The organism is Photobacterium minamisatsumaniensis, from assembly GCF_050336695.1.
Classification (GTDB): Bacteria; Pseudomonadota; Gammaproteobacteria; order Enterobacterales; family Vibrionaceae; genus Photobacterium; species Photobacterium minamisatsumaniensis.
In genome coordinates, this window is sequence record NZ_JAKJSI010000059.1 from 19,970 (window position 1) to 38,964 (window position 18,995).

General features: G+C 41.8%; 15 protein-coding genes. 6 read left to right on the plus strand and 9 right to left on the minus strand.

Going from position 1 to position 18,995, the window contains the following annotated elements; translation table 11 throughout:
* On the minus strand, positions 1 to 1,494 hold the full coding sequence (gene norV, locus L4D78_RS25585; RefSeq protein WP_428469544.1) for an anaerobic nitric oxide reductase flavorubredoxin: 1,494 nt from the start codon (positions 1,492 to 1,494) through the stop codon (positions 1 to 3).
* Between the two features lie 216 nt (positions 1,495 to 1,710).
* Between norV and norR the strand changes: the two genes are divergently transcribed.
* Entirely contained in the window at positions 1,711 to 3,270 is a 1,560-nt protein-coding gene (gene norR / locus L4D78_RS25590; RefSeq protein ID WP_428469545.1) for a nitric oxide reductase transcriptional regulator NorR, read from the plus strand.
* 152 nt (positions 3,271 to 3,422) lie between these two features.
* Here the strand turns inward: norR and L4D78_RS25595 are convergent, their stop codons facing one another.
* Both L4D78_RS25595 and L4D78_RS25600 read right to left on the minus strand, forming a co-directional pair.
* Positions 3,423 to 3,902 carry a hypothetical protein gene (locus L4D78_RS25595; protein WP_428469546.1) on the minus strand — a complete coding sequence of 160 codons (480 nt, stop codon included), beginning with the start codon at positions 3,900 to 3,902 and terminating at the stop codon, positions 3,423 to 3,425.
* A gap of 125 nt (positions 3,903 to 4,027) precedes the next feature.
* On the minus strand, positions 4,028 to 5,332 hold the full coding sequence (locus L4D78_RS25600) for an acetyl-CoA hydrolase/transferase family protein (RefSeq protein WP_428469547.1): 1,305 nt from the start codon (positions 5,330 to 5,332) through the stop codon (positions 4,028 to 4,030).
* Between the two features lie 405 nt (positions 5,333 to 5,737).
* Between L4D78_RS25600 and L4D78_RS25605 the strand changes: the two genes are divergently transcribed.
* Positions 5,738 to 6,751 (plus strand): helix-turn-helix transcriptional regulator, encoded by a 1,014-nt coding sequence (locus L4D78_RS25605; protein WP_428469548.1) that lies wholly within the window; start codon positions 5,738 to 5,740, stop codon positions 6,749 to 6,751.
* Between the two features lie 127 nt (positions 6,752 to 6,878).
* Positions 6,879 to 8,030 carry an enoyl-ACP reductase FabV gene (fabV, locus tag L4D78_RS25610; protein ID WP_428469549.1) on the plus strand — a complete coding sequence of 384 codons (1,152 nt, stop codon included), beginning with the start codon at positions 6,879 to 6,881 and terminating at the stop codon, positions 8,028 to 8,030.
* Between the two features lie 188 nt (positions 8,031 to 8,218).
* Here the strand turns inward: fabV and L4D78_RS25615 are convergent, their stop codons facing one another.
* Both L4D78_RS25615 and hisC read right to left on the minus strand, forming a co-directional pair.
* A complete protein-coding gene (locus L4D78_RS25615) occupies positions 8,219 to 8,992 on the minus strand; it encodes an ABC transporter substrate-binding protein (protein WP_428469550.1) in 774 nt (257 codons plus the stop codon).
* Between the two features lie 20 nt (positions 8,993 to 9,012).
* A complete protein-coding gene (hisC, locus tag L4D78_RS25620; RefSeq protein WP_428469551.1) occupies positions 9,013 to 10,098 on the minus strand; it encodes a histidinol-phosphate transaminase in 1,086 nt (361 codons plus the stop codon).
* Between the two features lie 194 nt (positions 10,099 to 10,292).
* Here hisC and L4D78_RS25625 point away from each other — a divergent pair, with 194 nt between their 5' ends.
* Positions 10,293 to 11,162, plus strand: a complete 870-nt coding sequence (locus L4D78_RS25625) for a LysR family transcriptional regulator (RefSeq protein ID WP_428469552.1) — start codon at positions 10,293 to 10,295, stop codon at positions 11,160 to 11,162.
* A gap of 65 nt (positions 11,163 to 11,227) precedes the next feature.
* Here the strand turns inward: L4D78_RS25625 and glgA are convergent, their stop codons facing one another.
* Together glgA and glgC are read right to left on the minus strand one after the other, a co-directional pair.
* The gene (gene glgA, locus L4D78_RS25630; protein ID WP_428469553.1) at positions 11,228 to 12,754 is read right to left on the minus strand and encodes a glycogen synthase GlgA; all 1,527 of its coding nucleotides are present in this window, start codon (positions 12,752 to 12,754) and stop codon (positions 11,228 to 11,230) included.
* Entirely contained in the window at positions 12,744 to 13,961 is a 1,218-nt protein-coding gene (glgC, locus tag L4D78_RS25635) for a glucose-1-phosphate adenylyltransferase (RefSeq protein ID WP_428469554.1), read from the minus strand. The genes glgA and glgC overlap by 11 nt, the downstream gene beginning before the upstream one ends.
* 365 nt (positions 13,962 to 14,326) lie before the next feature.
* Here glgC and L4D78_RS25640 point away from each other — a divergent pair, with 365 nt between their 5' ends.
* Positions 14,327 to 15,724, plus strand: coding sequence for an alpha-amylase family glycosyl hydrolase (locus tag L4D78_RS25640; RefSeq protein WP_428469555.1), 1,398 nt, complete (start codon positions 14,327 to 14,329; stop codon positions 15,722 to 15,724).
* 45 nt (positions 15,725 to 15,769) lie between these two features.
* Here L4D78_RS25640 and L4D78_RS25645 read toward each other — a convergent pair whose 3' ends face one another.
* The gene (locus L4D78_RS25645) at positions 15,770 to 16,048 is read right to left on the minus strand and encodes a PepSY domain-containing protein (protein WP_428469556.1); all 279 of its coding nucleotides are present in this window, start codon (positions 16,046 to 16,048) and stop codon (positions 15,770 to 15,772) included.
* Positions 16,049 to 16,424: 376 nt separating this feature from the next.
* On the opposite strand from L4D78_RS25645, the gene L4D78_RS25650 reads away from it, so the two are divergent.
* On the plus strand, positions 16,425 to 17,822 hold the full coding sequence (locus L4D78_RS25650) for a class II fumarate hydratase (protein ID WP_428469557.1): 1,398 nt from the start codon (positions 16,425 to 16,427) through the stop codon (positions 17,820 to 17,822).
* Positions 17,823 to 17,904: 82 nt separating this feature from the next.
* Here L4D78_RS25650 and L4D78_RS25655 read toward each other — a convergent pair whose 3' ends face one another.
* On the minus strand, positions 17,905 to 18,726 hold the full coding sequence (locus L4D78_RS25655) for an EAL domain-containing protein (protein WP_428469558.1): 822 nt from the start codon (positions 18,724 to 18,726) through the stop codon (positions 17,905 to 17,907).
* Positions 18,727 to 18,995 lie beyond the last annotated feature (269 nt).

Here is an 18,995-nt window from a genome sequence, read left to right on the forward strand (position 1 = left end):
TTACTCCCCACGTACTGGCTCAAAAACATCTTTACCTAAGCTACACTCAGGGCATAAAAAGCTTTCTGGAATATCTGACCAGCAAGTACCTACCTCAATACCTTGGTTAGGTTCACCAATCGCAGGGTCATATACCCAGTTACACACCGTACACAGCATTTTCTGGCTATCGATAGTTTGTTGTTGCGGCACTGGAGAAACCGTTTCTATCGCTTCGGCCATTTCAACTTCTGTACATTGCTGAACATCATTGTGAACAGGATTTACAATATTTTGTTTTAATGGCTGGACTAAATCATGTAAAGCCCACTGCTTTGCGATCATTTGCCCGTGTTCTCGGCACTCACGCATCGCTTTCCCATCTGGTTTCCATTTTGTCTTGATACCTAGCGTTGTCTCAAAGCCAGCGTCGGTTAAGCGCGCATGGATACGATCAACTGCGCCACCGTTCCAGCCAAAGCTACCAAATGCCCCTGCTTTTTTATCTTTAAATCGTAGCCCTGTAATTTCCTCTAACATACCGGCGACTTTTGGCATCATAACGTTATTCATGGTCGACGAGCCCACTAAGATACCTTTAGATCGGAATACATTGGCAAGGATTTCATTCTTGTCATGACGTGACACATTAAACACTTTAACTGCAACACCGGGGTCAACATCGTGTATCCCTTGAGCAATCGCATCGGCCATCATGCGAGTGTTATTTGACATAGAATCATAGAAAATGGTGATACGATCTTCTTGGTAGTTATCTGCCCACTCAAGGTATTGGTGAATGATCTGGGTTGGATTATCACGCCAAACGATACCGTGTGATGTTGCAATCATATCAACTGGTACATTGAAGCTTAATACTTCATGGATCTTCGCGGTCACGAGGTTACTGAAGGGCGTTAAGATATTTGAGTAATAGCGTAGACACTGTTCCTTTAACTCATTTTGATCCACTTCATCATTAAACAAATGCTCGTCACAGTAGTGCTGACCAAACGCGTCATTACTGAATAATACGGCGTCTCCAGTTAAGTAAGTCATCATACTATCTGGCCAATGAAGCATTGGAGCTTCGATAAAAATCAACTGCTTACCATTACCGATATCGAGCGTATCGCCCGTTTTTACTGTCTTAAAGCTCCACTCGGGATGATGGTGATGGCCCACAATTGAATCAACTGCATTTTCTGTACAGTATATTGGCGTATTTGGGATCTTTGCCATTAATGCTGTTAACGCACCGGAGTGATCTTCTTCGGCATGGTTAATAACGATATAATCAATATCCTCAAGATTGATTTCCATCTCAAGGTTTTGAATGAATTGATGACTAAAACGATGATCAACGGTGTCGATCAATACGGTTTTTTCTTCACGAATTAAATAGCTATTATAGCTAGTACCTTTTGTCATTTTATATTCTGTACCGTGGAAATCTTGAACCTCCCAGTCTCGCTGGCCAACCCAGTGAATGTTATTTTTAACGTGAATTGTCATGTTGTTACCTTTTCCAATAATAATGGGCGCGTTCTATTGCGCTAAATTCTGCCCTTACTATTGCATCCATCATGCCAACTTTATAAGTTACTGATATATAAGAAACTATATTAAAATACACATTAATCACTGTCATTTTGACAACTTAATTTAATTGTCATTATGACAATGGAAGTGTCATAATGACAGTGGTAATAATAATTTAAGCGGCTTACGATGAAAAATACCCAGCAAGAACTTACCCAGCTAGCACTCGACCTTACACAGGGTCTTTCAAGCCAAGATCGCTTCAAACGACTGCTTCTAGTGATCAAGTCTTTGTTCGGTTGTGATGCTTCTGCTCTCTTAGCCTTTCGAGATCAACATTTCTCACCACTGGCAATTAACGGAATGTTCGATGAAGTCCTTGGTCGACAATTCAATATTGAAGAGCATCCTCGCCTAGAAGCTATTGCAAGAGCGGGTGACATTGTTCGCTTTCCTCATGACAGTGATTTACCCGATCCATATGATGGATTAATCGCCAATCATGATGACAATTTGCATGTCCATGCCTGCATTGGCCTACCTCTTCTTGCTGAAGATCGCTTAATTGGTGCGCTTACCATTGATGGATTTAACCCAAACCAGTTTGATGGTTTTAGTAATAATGAACTTCGAATTATCAGTGCATTAGCAGCAGCAAGTTTACATACCGCTTTGCTGATGGAAAAACTTGAGAAAAAAGCCGGTCAGCTCAGTTCAACAATAACCGCAGTGCAAAGCGGGACCGTCGCAATGATTGGGCAATCGTCCGTCATGCAAGAACTTAAATCACAAATCAAAGCCGTCGCGAATACTGATTTAACTGTCCTTATCACAGGTGAAACAGGCGTAGGTAAAGAGTTAGTTGCAGCATCTATTCATGCGCAATCTCTTCGCGGTGATAAGCCCTTGGTTTACTTAAACTGTGCTGCACTGCCTGAGTCTGTTGCTGAGAGCGAATTATTTGGTCACGTAAAAGGGGCATTTACGGGGGCTGTCAGTGATCGAAAAGGGAAATTTGAGGTTGCAGATAATGGTACGTTATTTCTTGATGAGGTAGGTGAATTACCATTGTCTTTGCAAGCAAAACTTTTGCGCGTTTTACAATATGGTGACTTGCAGCGAGTTGGCGATGATAGGAGCTTAAAAGTAAATACCCGTATTATTGCCGCAACTAATAAAACATTGCATGAAGAGGTAAAAACGGGCGAATTTAGAGCTGATCTTTACCATCGTTTGAGTGTTTTTCCCGTACAAGCGCCCCCTCTACGTGACCGTGATAATGATGTCATTCTACTCTCAGGCTTTTTTGCTGAACGCTGCATCGCTAAGCTTGGCGTTTCAAACATTCGCCTCAATGCAGCTACTGTTAGTTTGATAAAAAGCTATTCTTGGCCAGGTAACGTCCGTGAGTTAGAGCACGCGATCAACCGTGCAGCGGTTATTGCTCGTGCAGAATCAACAGATCAGATCATTGAATTAATGCCGCACCACTTTAATTTAACGGAAACAAACCAGTCATCAACAGTCAGTACAAGTACTGAAGCTCGTCCAACGACGGCGCTATTAATTACTGAAGGTCTAAAAAACGGGCTTACTGAAGGACTAAAAAGCGCAACCGATAGCTTCCAAAGCCAGTTCATCATTGAAGCTTATAACCAAAATGGTCAGAATTGGGCTGCGACGGCCAGACAACTCAACGTTGATACGGGCAACCTGCACCGTTTAGCGAAGCGTCTGGGTTTGAAGTAAAAGTAAACAAGATCGCAATCTAGTGGAAAACCCACCAACGGGCAGTAACAAAATGAACGAGTAGTGTTTGGCCGAAACAAAAAACAATGCCAGTCTGTATATTGACTGGCATTACGACTTACTTACGCAGGAACAATATTTCGCTACCGCGGTTAAGTGTGGCTCAACACTTTGGGTATCACTTTTGTCACAGCATAATTCACACAAAAAATGATAAAACCGCCACCCAGCAGTAATGTTAGCAGCCATATATGACTGCTCTGCTGCGCACTATCAATATAGAGTAAGCCCAACAATCCATAAGCAAAAGTGATTGGATTAAAATAATCATGAGCCAACGCGCCCAGACCAAGCACTAGCAGCAGGCTCACCGCGATGAGTATGTAATAGCCAATAGATGGGCCAAAACTGGCAATCAGCATTGGCAGGATGAATGAGAACACATAGCCGAATCCCAGCCCAACAATCGAACCACAAAATATCATCTTCAATTTGGCGTTATTAAAGTCGAAAATGAAGTAAAAGATCACAGCCAGAAACGCAGGCCATGGTGCTAGATGTAGCTCGTGTAATACAACGGTTCCAAACATCATAGATGCGATCAGAATTAACGTCTTTTTCAAATGATCCATCAGTAACTCCTAAGGAGAATTAGTAAAAGGCAGTACTCAATGTACCTACCGCAAGTTCTGATTTAGACTTGACGGTGGTGTCAGCTCTTTGTTCAATCAAGAAAATTTCATCTTGATTCATTAGCTTACTTCAGCTTCCCACAAGCCAGAGCCTGCTCACTTAGCGCATCTCGGAACTCTGGATGAGCAATTTTAATCAGCGCCTGTGCGCGTTGAACTGTCGACAGGCCACGAAGATCCGCAGCACCATGTTCTGTTACTAGAACCTGAACATCGTTCCTTAGTGTGGTAACAGGAGTACCTTCTGGTAATGCTACTTTGATGGTCGATTCCAGACCATTTTTACCTTTATAGGTTGAAGATAAAGCGATAATTGATAGACCCCCTTTAGACATACGAGCACCGCGTACAAAGTCCACCTGACCGCCAGAGCCTGAAATCTGCAAGTGGCCAACGCCTTCCGACGCTACCTGACCTGTAAGGTCAGTCATAATGCAGGTGTTAATGGAGATAAAGTTGTCATTTTTAGCAATTTCGACTGGATCGTTAACCGTGACCACATCACCGATTTCGATATTTGGATTGTGGTCGACAAAATCGATCAAATCTTGAGAGCCAGCAGCAAATGCTGCGATTACCTTATTTGGCTGGTAGTTTTTTTCACTGCCAGTGACTCCGCCTGATTTGCACAGCTCCATCATCGACTCAGTAAACATCTCAGTATGTATACCCAGATTTTGATGCCCTTTCAGCCCCATACCAATAGCATCAGACAAAGTACCAATGCCGATCTGGATAGTAGACCCGTCTTTGATCAGAGGCAGAATATGTTCTGCAATCCCAATCTCCAATTCTGATGGAACTCCTGGCTTTGGCCCGGCAATTGGATGATTCCCTTCAACAAGAAAATGTACTTGGTCAATGTGTACCATATTTTCAGGGTTACCGATAAATGGCTGCTGGTCGTTAATGACTGCGATGAGCAGATCGACTTTGTCCATCACACATGCATTCCCCACGCCTCCACAAGCGCCCATGCTCATATAGCCCTGCTCGTTAGGAGGTGTCATTTCCACGGCCATTACATTAAAGTCAATTCGATCCAACACTTCCTTAACGTTCGAAAGGTGGTATGTAATGATCTCTGCATTCCCAGAGTACTGGAATTTTTTCTCCAGCGGTCCCATAAACAGGCTACGGTAAGTAAGATGCCCAATGTAATCTGGCTTTAAGAACTCATAAGGGAAAGTCAGAAGACCTGAATAAAGCTCTGTGCCATTAAGCTCCAGCGCAACTTTATCCAGTTCACGCAGAAGAGCAACCGGAACAGATAAATAACCACCAGCCCAGATTTTGTCACCTGACTGAATTTTTCCTGCTGCTTGTTGTAGAGTAATCAACTTGTCTGTGTACTGAGTTTTCCAAGTCATAGTAGACCTCTTTTCTGTATCGGCTTCCCTCCTTTTCTATCGTACTCCTTGATAAAAAACTGAAGCTATATTCGATACGTTATTAGAATGGTTGAATGTCTCCTTCATTCGTTTTCACCATACGCTCCCCCCAATTGTTCAGCTTGTCTAACCGCGCCACTAATTTGCTTAACACTGCCAGTCAAAAAAAACTAGACCTGCATCACATTGCCAACTTTCTATGTAAAATGCCTATATAAACAAGAAAACTCGTACAAATATCAACTAAAATGCAAACAGAGCTTGACCGAACACGCCAATAATTTGATTGGCTCAGTCAGGAATATTAGGATCTGACTTCAACACTAGATTTTTCTAATAACGGAAATTACTATCCGCGCATTAAGTAAATAGAAGGGTAAATTAATGCATGAAAAACGAACTAACAGGGATATGCGTTTTCATCTACACCCAGGATGGATTGAATTGCTCAAACAAGGGGCTAAAACCTATAATATTGAGTTGAGCAGCTTGCCAAGTTACTCCGCGATTCAGGCCGTGCCCGCTAAACCAGATATCCGTCTAGTACGGCAGTTTCATCAGGATTTAATTGATCGAAGTGATTACCTTTTTCCACTAAATACAGCTCAGTGCGTCACCCCATTTACGTTTGGCTGCTTTTCTGTATTACTGTGGACATCAAAAAACTTAATTGAATATCTGCACCATCTTAGCGAATTCTTTATTCTTGCGGCTTACCATACGCATCTGTCTGTCACTGAAAATGAAGACAAGATAGAGCTATGGATCATCAATAGTTCCACCCCAGAATCCTATCAGTTAACAAAAATTGGTATTTTTCTTATGGTCTGTACCATCTTGGACATCATGCGCCAACTAAACGGCGATACACCCATTCCCTGCAAGGTTTTCGCTCCGCTTCACGATTATACGCAACAAAAAAAAGATGCATTTTGCCGGCAATATAACTGTCTGGACATTGAACAAGGGCCGGTTATAAAGCTGGTATTTAAAAAATCAGATCTACTTGCTCCTCTCTGCACCCATAATCAGGAACTGCAGCAGCATACCCTCGCATTTGTGAGGGAACAAACGGCCAAGGTCAGTAAACATGACATTCGTTTACAGGTTTGCCATGCACTGGATGAATTGCCGAATCTGCGAAACGTCTCGATTCAGACCATCGCCAGAGCCCTCCTCACCAGCCCAAGAACTCTAAACAGACGTTTGGCGGTCACAGATACCAACTTTAAAACCATACTCAAAAACTATCGGTTGGAAAAAGCACTAAACCTATTGAATGATCCTGATATTAATATGACAGAAATTGCCTTTCAGCTTGGTTTTTCGGAACTAAGCAGCTTCTCCCGTGCTTTTAAGCGCTGGACAGGCGAAGCGCCGAGCAAGACAAACGGTTAACCGTTTGCCCTTCATGCCAATAATTTGCCCTAACAGGTCAGCGAATCATCAGGTGATGTAGATCACATAAATTGGTTGAACAGCTCTTTATATTGACGTCATATTTTCCAAAATAGAGAAATAAATAATGACTATTCAACCTCTAATCAAAGGCGTTGTTGCCAAAAACTGTAACCCTGAAGGCTGCTATGCCGAAGTAAAAAACCAAATAGAGCAGGTACAAAACCTGCCAGCATTGACCCATAAGCCCAAGAAAGTGTTGATACTTGGGGCATCTTCCGGTCTGGGCCTAGGCAGTCGTATCTCTCTGGCCTTTGGCGGCCACGCAGACACCATCGGTGTTTCCTTTGAGCGTCCACCGTCGGAAGACCATACAGGTACTGCTGGCTGGCACAACAATATGGCTTTTACTAAAGAAGCAGAAAAACAAGAACTTATTGCCAAGAACTTCATTGGCGACGCCTTCTCACCCAAAATGCGCAGTGAGATCGTAGAGTACATCAAAAATGAATTTGGCGGCGAAGTTGACTGTGTTGTTTACAGCTTGGCCACAGGCGTAAGACCTAAACACAATGACGATGGCATGTGGCGCTCATCCTTGAAAACTCTGGGTACGCCATTTAGCGGTAACTTTATCAGTATTGAACACGGTGCCATGTTCGAGACCACTCTGCCAGTCGCAGAAGAACATGAAATAGAAGAAACGATAAAAGTAATGGGAGGTGAAGACTGGCAGGAGTGGATCACTTTCTTAGCAGAGAATGATGTACTGGCCAAAGGCGTTAAGACTGTGGCCTATTCTTACATTGGTTCTGAAATTACCCACCCTGTTTATTATGGGGGAACGCTGGGCAAAGCCAAACAGCACCTGCATGCAACGGCAGATTTAATGAACAAGCAATTAGCCGAGATTGACGGTGAGGCTCATATCGGCGTGTGTAAGTCTATCGTATCCAAAGCTTCGGTATTTATCCCAGGTCTATCCTCTTACATGCTGGCGCTGTTCAAACTGATGAAAGAGCGCAACGAATACGAGACCTGCGTACAGCACATGCACCGCTTGATGACTGATTACCTATACCACCCAGATGGTGCGCAAATTGACGAACATCGTTTACTTAGACCAGACAATCTGGAGCTAAACCCAGAAGTGCAACGTGAAGTTAAAGAAATGATGAAACATATCACCCCTGATAATTTCCGTTCACCGGAAGTTGGTGATTATCAAGGCTTTGTCTCTGAGTTTATGCGCCTGAATGGCTTTATTCAACACACCTGATCCGCTGCGCTTTCAGCCCTCCTAAAATAGCCGTTAACCTACATCGTTTAGCTAAATGGTTGGGTTTGAAGTAAGTGTAAGTAAGCTCAGATTTACGGCATAATTAAAAACCCCACCAGCTTTCACTGATGGGGTTTAACTAGCTAACTGCTGATTTTGTTTTAATTCTTGTTCAGAGTAGAGCCACTTTATTCGCCATAAATATCAAACTTAAAATATTTTGCTGCAATTTGATCATAAGTACCATTGGCTCTAATCGTGGCAATAGCATTATTAAATTTATCTGCTAACTTTTTATCGTTTAACCGAAGTGCTAACGCTGTACCTTCACCAATATAAGATTTATCAGTCACAGCCTCGCCGACAAACTCGAAGTTTTGACCATACTCTTTTTCCAAGAAAGCTAATGCTAACTGATCAGAATTTCCAAAAACAGTATCTAAACGGCCACTTTGTAGATCAAGGTAAACTTCATCTTGACCATTGTAACGGCGAATATTGGCAACATCACCATACATGTCAGTGACATAACGGTCATGGATAGTACCAAGCTGCACCCCGATACGTTTACCTTCTAGCCCCGATTCACTGACATCAAATTCCGCCTCTTTTGCAGCAACAAAACGCGCAGGGGTCTGATAATATTTATCGGTAAAGAGTACCCGTTTTTTACGCTCATCAGTAATACGCATTGATGCCATGATCACATCTGATTTGCGTGACAGCAATGACGGTATCAGCCCATCCCAGCTCTGCGAGACCCATTCACATTTCAATTTGGCTTCTGTGCACAATGCATCTGCAATCTCAATATCAAAACCTTGTGGTGTACCTGACGCGTCTTTATAATTAAATGGAGGGTAAGTAAAATCCGAAGCGAGTCTTACTGGCTTGTCAGATGCAACAGCAGTACCAGCGATAAAAAAGGCCAAAATAAGGCTAATTGTCATTACTTTTTTCATCTTAAATTCCTTTTTGCCGTTTATTTTTTCGGCTGATAATCTTTTAATGCTTGAAGGGTTTCTTGCATGCTCGCTGTTGAACCAATAGATATCCTGACACAATCCACTAAAGCGGGATCATAGCTTTGATTACGAGTCACAATACCTTTGCTACACAAATATTGATAGATACACGTTTCTGCCTTGAATTTCACTAATACAAAATTCGTGGCAGAAGGAAAAACGTTCTCAACAATGGGCAAGGCATTCAATTCACTTTCAAACCATTCTTTCGTGGTAAGCAGTTGATCAACCTGCGTGCGCATCTTAGCTGCCCCTACTGGCTCAAGTGCTTTTAAGGCAATTTCAGCGATTGGGTCTGCAATCGGATATGGCGCAATAAGGCGAGAGATATAATCCATCACACTGCTGTCAGCCAATAAGAACCCACAACGAATAGCCGCTAAACCAAATGCTTTAGACAAAGTGCGAATCACCACCAGGTGAGGATACTGGTTCATTAACCCAAGCACTGTGCTTTGCGGTGCAAACTCTATATACGCTTCATCTACAACCACTAGAGCTTGGTCTTTTGCAGCTTCCAACAGCTCAACAATATCCGACTGTTCAATGATATTCCCCGTAGGATTATTCGGTGAGCACAAAAAAAGGATATTGGCGTTTTCAAGCTGGGCTTTAATTGTTTTCAAATCTAATTGAAAATTGTCTAAAAGTGGCACTTTGATGGTTTCTGCTGCAATTGAGTCTGCGCAAAATTCATACATTGCATAGGTTGGTGGACAAACCATGATTTTATCATGACTCGGCTGGCAGAACGTTCTAACCAGCAAGTCAATTGCTTCATCTGCCCCGCGAACTGCGACAGCTTCACACTTTAATGGACCATTCGTTATTTGACTGTAATCAAGGTAAGCCTTAGCAATATCTTGTGGCAAAAAATCAGGGTATCGATGATAACTCTCTTGGTGTTCACCATATTGGCAACTGCTCTCAAGCTCGTTTGCATTTAACCATAAGTGCCCATCACCACCAATTCTACGTGCCGACTGGTAAGGGATAAGATTTTCTACCGCCTCGGGTACAAGCTTGGATGCCAATGATTCCATTAATCTACTCCTCATCTATTCCTTTAGCTAAACCGACCAAAAGAATAAAAAATCACTTTAACAACATAAAAAATCACTAAAGCTATTATATGCAGTCTTCTATTGATAATGGAAACGATAAAAAGGCATACTAGCTATGAGCTTTTATCATGGCTAATTGAGATAAGAATTAATCGCTAGGGAAAGAAATGTAAATGCAGATTACCCCGACAATGAAAGAACTTAAGGCATTCTTGGCCACCGCGAAGTCATTAAGTTTTACGCATGCGGCAAAGACATTGAATGTCACACAAGGCGCCGTTAGCCGTCAGATAATTGCGCTTGAAGAGCGGCTGCAAGTATCCTTATTCACTCGCCATGCTCGCGGGCTGATATTAACGAATAAAGGACAACAATTTTTACCTCTGGTGGAACAAGCGATGAATCAAATTCATCAAGCCGTTTCCGCCATCACGTCTGACAAGCAAACAATCAAGCTCAAAGCCCCTAGCTGTATTACAACGTGGTTATTACCAAAGCTCATGGCCTTCCAACAGTGTTACCCTGATATTGATGTGGAACTGACTTCAGCAATTAATCATAATATTAACTTTGCCACAGAAGCTTTTAGTGCGGGGATTTGTTATGACTCTGAACCCCATTCAAATACGCTAATGGCACAACTGCTGTTTGAAGAAGCGCTTTCACCAATGTGTGCTCCTTCATTATTAATCAATAAGTCGCAAGATCTTTCAGCGGATCAACTTTGTCAATTTACATGGCTACACGCCACCCAAAATCAAAGTGATTGGCGGCTTTGGTTATCAGAAAGTGATTCAGGCAATACATTCTCAGCTCAAAACCAGCAATTTGCGACATTAGATTTAGCGGTGAGTGCCGCGATACAAGGTTTTGGTATTGCAGTTGGTGACGTTACGCTCGCCCAGCAAGATATAGAAAGCAACCGTTTAATGATGCCCCACTCTTTAACGGTGAAATCTGGGAAAGGGTATTACCTTGTGTGCCCACACGAAAACATGAACAATTCACTCACATTACTTTTTAAGTGGCTTAAAGGCACATAATCATTAAGCAGCATTATTTAGATATAAAAAAACCCTCCGAAGAGGGTTTATATATAGCTATTATTTTAAGCTTCTTGCTTTTCAGCTGGTTGCTTTTTTTCTAATACACTCGGCTCATCACCCAGGTACATTCGAACATATTGCTCTGCCGCTTCTTGCCATTCGAATTTACACGCCATTGCATTCTGCTGCAGACGTTTAAACTCTTGCGGCTTTTGACAGTACAAAAGCAAACTACGCTGGAGCTTAATCAACAATGCTTCCGGTGTTGGGGCATCAAAGATAAACCCTGTCGCCACCTGTGGTGTCTGATCGTAATCAATCACGGTATCTTTTAAGCCACCGACACTACGTACGATAGGTAATGTACCGTAAGCTAAGCTATAAAGTTGATTCAAACCGCATGGCTCAAATTCTGATGGCATCATAAAGAAGTCAGAACCGGCTTCAACACGGTGAGCCAACGGATTGTCATATGCTTCAACAAAAGCAAACTTCTCTGGGTTCTCTGCACTTATCTGACGAAGTTCATCAGCAAGTTTCGGATCACCACTGCCGACAATGACCACTTGAACTTCATTAAGTAAGAAGTCACGAAGAATTGGCAAAAGATACTGAACACCCTTTTGCTCGGTCAAGCGGCAAACCATACCGTATAAAGGTACATCGACAACTGGCAATTCAACGCTCTGCTGAAGATCGCGCTTACACGCTTTCTTACCACGCGCCAAACTGACCTTATTCGCTTTAAAGTTTTGCTTAATGTATGGGTCTGTTTCTGAGTTCCAGTCACCATAGTCACAACCATTTACAATGCCGTAAAGGTCATTTGCACGGCTTTGGAAATCAGCTTCCATACCATGAGAACCAAGGTGTGTGAGTAACTCTGACGCATAATTAGGGCTAACTGCATTCACTTTATCAGCATAGGCAACACCCGCCTTTAACATGCTGACGTGAGATGAGTTTGTTTCAACCTGAATATACCGACGCTGGATCAGTTCAGGGATCAAACTGTACTGGTCGTAGTTAAATTCACCTTTAAACACTGCATTATGAATGGTGATAACGCTTTTAGCCTTAGCAAAAAACGAATCTTCAGCATAACGGGTGCGTAATAAGAATGGCACGAGTCCCGTGTGCCAATCATTACAGTGAATTACATCAGGTTGGAAGCCTACTTTTTCACAAAGATCTAATGCTGCTGCACTGAAAAAGGCAAAGCGTTCGCCATTATCAGAGTATGCTTGGTTATTTTCAGCATATAGCTCTTCACGATCAAAGTACTGAGGGGCATCAATACCATAAACAGGTACGTCGGCACTAAAAAGCTGTTTCACTTTATAAGCAACTGCTTCCGGCTGCGTCACCACATTCAGTTCGGTATCGGCTAGTACTTCGGCCTGTTCACCTTGGGTCACTTTACGATATAAGGGCATAACGACCCGTACATCATGACCTAATGCGTTTAGCGCTGCAGGTAATGACTTAGCAACGTCAGCCAAGCCGCCCGTTTTGACTAAACCTTCAACCTCTGAGGCAACAAATAGTATTTTCAGTGGTTTCGGTGAAGATTTTTTCCTAGTAGCCAATTTTTGCTCCTTTCGGTATCACGACAATTCCTTCGTCTGACACATGGTATTTCTTTCTATCTTCTTCAATATTCTCGCCAATGACTGTACCTGGGGCAATATGTACGTTTTTATCGATAATGGCCTTGCGAATAGAACAATTTGCACCAATTTTCACATCACCCAAAATAACGGATTCACTGATTGTTGTGCCGTGCTCTACATTCGTACGGAAACCAAGTACTGATTTGTACACTTTAGTGCCGCGAATATAGCTACCCGCCGAAATCATACAGTTATTGGTATCAACTTTATGCTCATCACTATCAAGTAGTGTTGCTGGCGGTAGTGGCGGGTAATAAGTATGAAGCTGCCACTGACGGTTATAAAGAGAGAATGGTGCATCTTCAGAAAGAAGATCCATGTGTGCCTGCCAATATGACTCGATAGTACCAACATCACGCCAGTAACCCGTTGTCTTCTCGCCAGGTATAACATTGGTCATGAAGTCATAAACAAAAACTTTACCCTGTGGGAAAAGCTTAGGAATAATATCCTTACCAAAGTCATGACTCGATTCTTCGTTAGCAGCGTCCTCTTCAAGCTCCTTGCAAAGAACATCTGTTTCAAAAATATAGTTGCCCATTGAAACTAGTGCATTTTCAGGATCACCAGGAATTGATTTCGGGTTCGCTGGTTTTTCTTCAAAGCCAACCATACAACCGTTTTCATCAACTTCGATAACACCAAATTGACTTGCTTCATTTAAAGGCATTCGCAGAGCTGCAACTGTCAGATCAGCCTTCTTCTCCAAGTGGAAATCAAGCATTTGCTTAACATCCATCTTGTAGATGTGGTCACTACCAAAAATACAAACTTGATCAGGTTCTTCTAGTTGCATAAAACGCATATTCTGGTAGATAGCATCTGCGGTGCCATCATACCAGCGCTTACCCATGCGCATTTGTGCTGGAATAGGATCGATAAAACGACCCGTTATTCCTGAAATATTCCACCCTTTCTTCATGTGGACATATAACGATTGTGATTTAAACTGAGTCAGAACATAAATCTTCATCAGGTCTGCATTGAGAAAATTATTCAATGCAAAATCAACTAAGCGGTAACTACCACCAAATGGCACTGCAGGTTTACTACGTGAATCCGTAAGAGGGCGTAGACGCGACCCTTCTCCACCTGCCAAAATCATTCCTAAAACACCAGCCATGGTGTACCTCCTTGTTAGTAAGCAATTAATCACATATATACCACAGTTTCATACCCAATGAGAATGGGTGTGCACTGAAATTTGTTTATTATTCTACATATGTCTACTTTTTTATCAGAACGGCATCCTGCCGATCTGCGTCACACTTTGTATACCAAAACACAATATCATCTTAACCTTTATTCACAACCTAAATTTTAAAAACAAAATTTTATATAATTGTCACAATCGCTAAACCGCCCTGTTTTTCTTGGTTTCAGGCCCTACTCCCCCCTAACTCCTCCCCTTGTTCCGCTTGCAAATGATGAATACATTTGCAAAATGAGTAAGTAAACTTCAATTAGTTCACTTGAAGGGTAGAGACAATGACAACAAGCTTTTCTAATTTAGCGTCACCAAAGGCAACCAATGTTATTTTACATGCTTTCGATTGGCCCTATCAGAGAATCGCGGAGAACGCCAAAGCCATTGCAGAAGCTGGCTTTAAGGCTGTACTCGTTTCCCCGCCAATAAAATCACTAAAAAGTGAGCATGGCACAGAATGGTGGCAACGCTATCAACCACAAGACTACCGAGTAATTGATAATCAGTTAGGTAACACTGTTGATTTCATCGATATGACAAACAAATTAATGTCTTGTGATGTAGATATTTATGTAGATGTTGTATTCAACCATATGGCCAATGAAACGTACTTGCGTAGTGACCTTAACTACCCCTCAAAAGTAGTTCAAAACGATTATTTAGCTGCAAAAGAATACTTCGATGAAATTAAGTTGTTTGGTGATTTATCTCGTCAGATATTCACAGAGCAAGACTTCGTAAAAGCGTTTCCCATTCAAGATTGGACTGATCCATGGCAAGTTCAGCATGGTCGGATCAGTGGTGGTCAGGATGATCCGGGACTACCGACACTAAAATGCAATGATAATGTAGTAAAGCAACAACAAAGCTACCTGCTCGCCTTGAAAAAACTTGGGATTAAGGGATTTCGAATTGATGCTGCGAAACACCTTACCTTAGAGCACATCCAACGCGTGTGGAATGAAAACGTCAGTGAGGGAGTTCATATTTTTGGCGAAATCATTACCAATGGCGGTGCAAGTAAAGAGGAGTACGATTTATTCCTTGAGCCATACCTAAAGGATACAAAACTCGGCGCTTACGATTTTCCACTTTTCCATTCAATTTACAATTCTTTGGAAAAAGGCGCACCAATGACTGATCTCGTCAATCCATACTCAGTCGGGCAAGCACTCGCTTTTGATAGAGCAATAACTTTCGCCATCACCCATGATATACCAAACAATGATGTTTTTTTAAATCAGATTATGTCGGAAGACAAAGAGCGCCTTGCCTATTGCTACCTATTAGGCAGAGATGGCGGAGTTCCACTGATTTATAGTGATTTAGACTCTAGTGGGATTAAAAATACAGAAGGTAAACCTCGCTGGTATGATGCTTGGCGGGACAGTACTCTGATTAAGATGATTAAGTTTCACAATTTAATGCAAGGTGAGCCAATGCATCGCATTGTTGCAACCACTGACCATCTCACCTTTTGTCGAGGAAACAAAGGTATTGTTGCAATCAATAAGAGTGAATCAACCGTTAGCATTGATCTACCGGAAGGTATATATCAAGAAATACTAGGGCTGCCAGAAGTCACACTATCGACGACTAACACATCGAACTTGCAAGGTGACGGAAAACAAACTCTCACTCTCGCAAGTATGAGTTGTGCCATGCTAGAAAAGCGATAACAACTAGGAAATATACCCAGTCATGCTGGGTATATTACTCAGGCATCAATCCCTTTCGATATCGATGATTTTACCGCTAAAAAGGTCTAACTCTATTTCCACACGATGACCATCAGGGTTTCTAGCTTCAACCTCAATTTCATGGTCATCTCGTTCGACCTTAATTTTACGAAAGTCGTGATAACCTTGATTTTCAAGTAACCTTAACGCTTTAGGCACGGTTAACTCCGGTACAACACTTCGTTCTACGGGATCAGCGTATGCAGGTGCAGCAATATTTGCAGTGACGAGAACCGCAAGTAAACTTTTTAGTGTCTGTTTCATAATCTCACCTACATTTCATTTCTTTAGCCATCATAACAGAAGGCTTATAGGTTTCATTTTTCTCTTTTATGACCTGTGTGAAAGGTATCACAAAATTGCTTCTATTTTTCTTCGTCTAAATAGAATGTAGTAACAACTTAATTAAGACTATGAATTAAAAGTTAGACTTTTATAACATACCAAAATACTTATCCCAATTTTGATAATTCTAAGACCATCATTTACGTAAGATAAACCCGCAATAACAAGGTAGGAATTTCGGTAACTAGTCATTCTAATTATAAAACTTCTAACGCAGTTATTGAGTGACTGGTATAAGCTAAAAGTAGAAAAACCATGATGCATATGACCATGCACATAATGAATGGGGGCTTTCATGCCGAAGAACTATCGCATTGAAACTGACAGTATGGGTGAGGTCCATGTCCCTGCTGATGCACTCTATAAAGCACAAACCCAGAGAGCCATTAATAACTTTCCTGTCAGTGGTATCCCTATGCCAGCAAAGTTTATTATGGCACTCGCCTACATCAAACAAGCTGCCGCTAGAAGTCACTTAGCACTGAACTTACTAACACATGACAAAGCACATGCCATTATAGACAGCTGCCAAGACATTATTGATGGTCAATACCATGACCAATTCCCTATCGATGTCTTCCAAACAGGCTCTGGCACGAGCTCTAATATGAATGCAAACGAAGTCATTGCTTCTCTCGCATCATTAAAAGCCAATACCGAAATTAGTGCCAATGATGACGTTAACATGGGACAAAGCAGTAATGATGTTATTCCAACGGCGATTCAGGTCAGTGCGGCTCTGGCTTGTCATTGTGAGTTGTTTTCAGCTTTTGACCATATCATCAGTACAATCGATACAAAAACTCAACAGGTTGGCCATATTGTAAAAACCGGCCGTACCCACTTAATGGATGCAATGCCCGTCACCCTATCTCAAGAGCTCCAAGGCTGGAAAACACAATTAGAAAAAGCGCAACATGGGATCCAACAGTCACTCGAAACCGTCTGTGCTTTGGCGCAAGGTGGGACAGCCGTTGGTACTGGTATTAATGCTGAACCTGAATTTGCAGCTATTTTTGCTAATAACATTTCAATTTCAACAGAAGTTGACTTCCAGGTCAGTGATAACTTCTTCTACAATCTAAGTAGCCAAGATGCCATTGTGAGTTTATCTGGCCAACTCAAAACGGCAGCCGTTGCCGTAATGAAGATATCAAATGATCTACGGTGGATGAACTCCGGGCCATTAGCTGGCCTTGGTGATATCGAGTTAGAAGCATTACAGCCAGGCTCTTCAATTATGCCGGGGAAAGTTAATCCTGTTGTACCTGAATCCGCAGCAATGGTCGCAGCACAAATTATCGGTAATGACACGACCATTACTGTGGCTGGCCAATCTGGTAATTTTCAACTCAATGTTATGTTACCTGTCATTGGCTATAACTTATTACAAAGCATTGAGCTATTGTCGAACAGCCTAAACCTTTTAGCAGACAAAGCTATATCATCATTTACCGTTCGTGAAGATAATTTACAGCAGGCGTTAGCTAAAAACCCAATATTGGTGACAGCCTTGAACCCAATCATTGGTTATTTAGACGCAGCAAAAATCGCCAAAAAAGCCTACCAAGAACAGCGAGATATTATTGATGTTGCCGAAGAGGAAACCGACCTTAGTCGCAAAGAACTCGAAGCACTATTGAATCCACTAACCTTAACTCAAGGAGGGATTGCAGATAAAGATGAGGAATGAGGAATGAGGAATGAGGAATGAGGAAGTAACAACCTTCCTCATACGAGTGCGTCATTCAAATAGAGTCAAATTTGCTTACTTGCTACACGGTTCTCAAGTACTCGTTACCTTTTTTATATGGGTCAACTATTGAAGCTATCAATTGCGGGCGACCCGTATAATATCCTTGGTAATAATCGGCACCAAGCATCCTAGCGGCTTGATAAGCAGCTTTATTTTCAATGCCTTCAATTAACACGCTAGCCTTTAAATCTCTCGCCACAGTAATCGCATCAAAGATAGGTTTACTGTCGCCCTGAATATATGTATCAAGCAAGCTCTTATCTATCTTAATGATGTTCGGTCGAATAGCGCGAGTTCTTTGCTCTGAAGAGCCTTGAACACCAAAATCATCGACCGCGATTCTAAGGCCACAATTTCGAAGAATATCAATCGCACGGACAAGCTTTTCATTATCGTGGTAAAAATGCTCTAAAATTTCGACATATATTTTCTCTGGCTGTAAACCTAGTTCTTTAATTCTTGGTAGCAACAACTGACTCGTTAAAGACTGGCTTTCTCCATCTATAATCGTGATAGGACTCATATTGATAAACAGGTAGCTGGTCGAGAGAAATTGCGAAAAATTACGCAAGTGAATAACCCTTGCTAATCGATCAAGGTTGATGAGGTGGTGCAATTGTTTCTGGTAGTCATTAAAAAGCAACGCAGTATCTACAGGTGCACCAGTCGAATCATGTACACGCAGCAAAGCCTCGTAGCCAAACGGGTTACCATTTACATCGACTATCGCCTGAAAAGCACTCTTTAAGCATAACCCCTGATATTTTGCGCAATGGCTACCATTTTCATGCACAACCAAACGCTGCTCAATCTCATACCTTGACCTTAATATTTTCTCCACTATTCATCCATGTTAGTGAATCACAATATGGTTAACATAATAATTAATTGGCACATCACCAGAGATTAATCAAGATAATGAAATGCATATCACAATTTACAATCTTTTTTACATGAAACAATAGCAAGAAAAAGCCTTGTCACTCTAAATACAATCTAGCTACTGACTTAAAAAGTACACAAAGCTGAAAGCATAATGTCATCACTCTTGCATAGGCTTTCAACAAACAAAGCGTTTACCCATATATTTAGAATTAAAAATAGGAACAC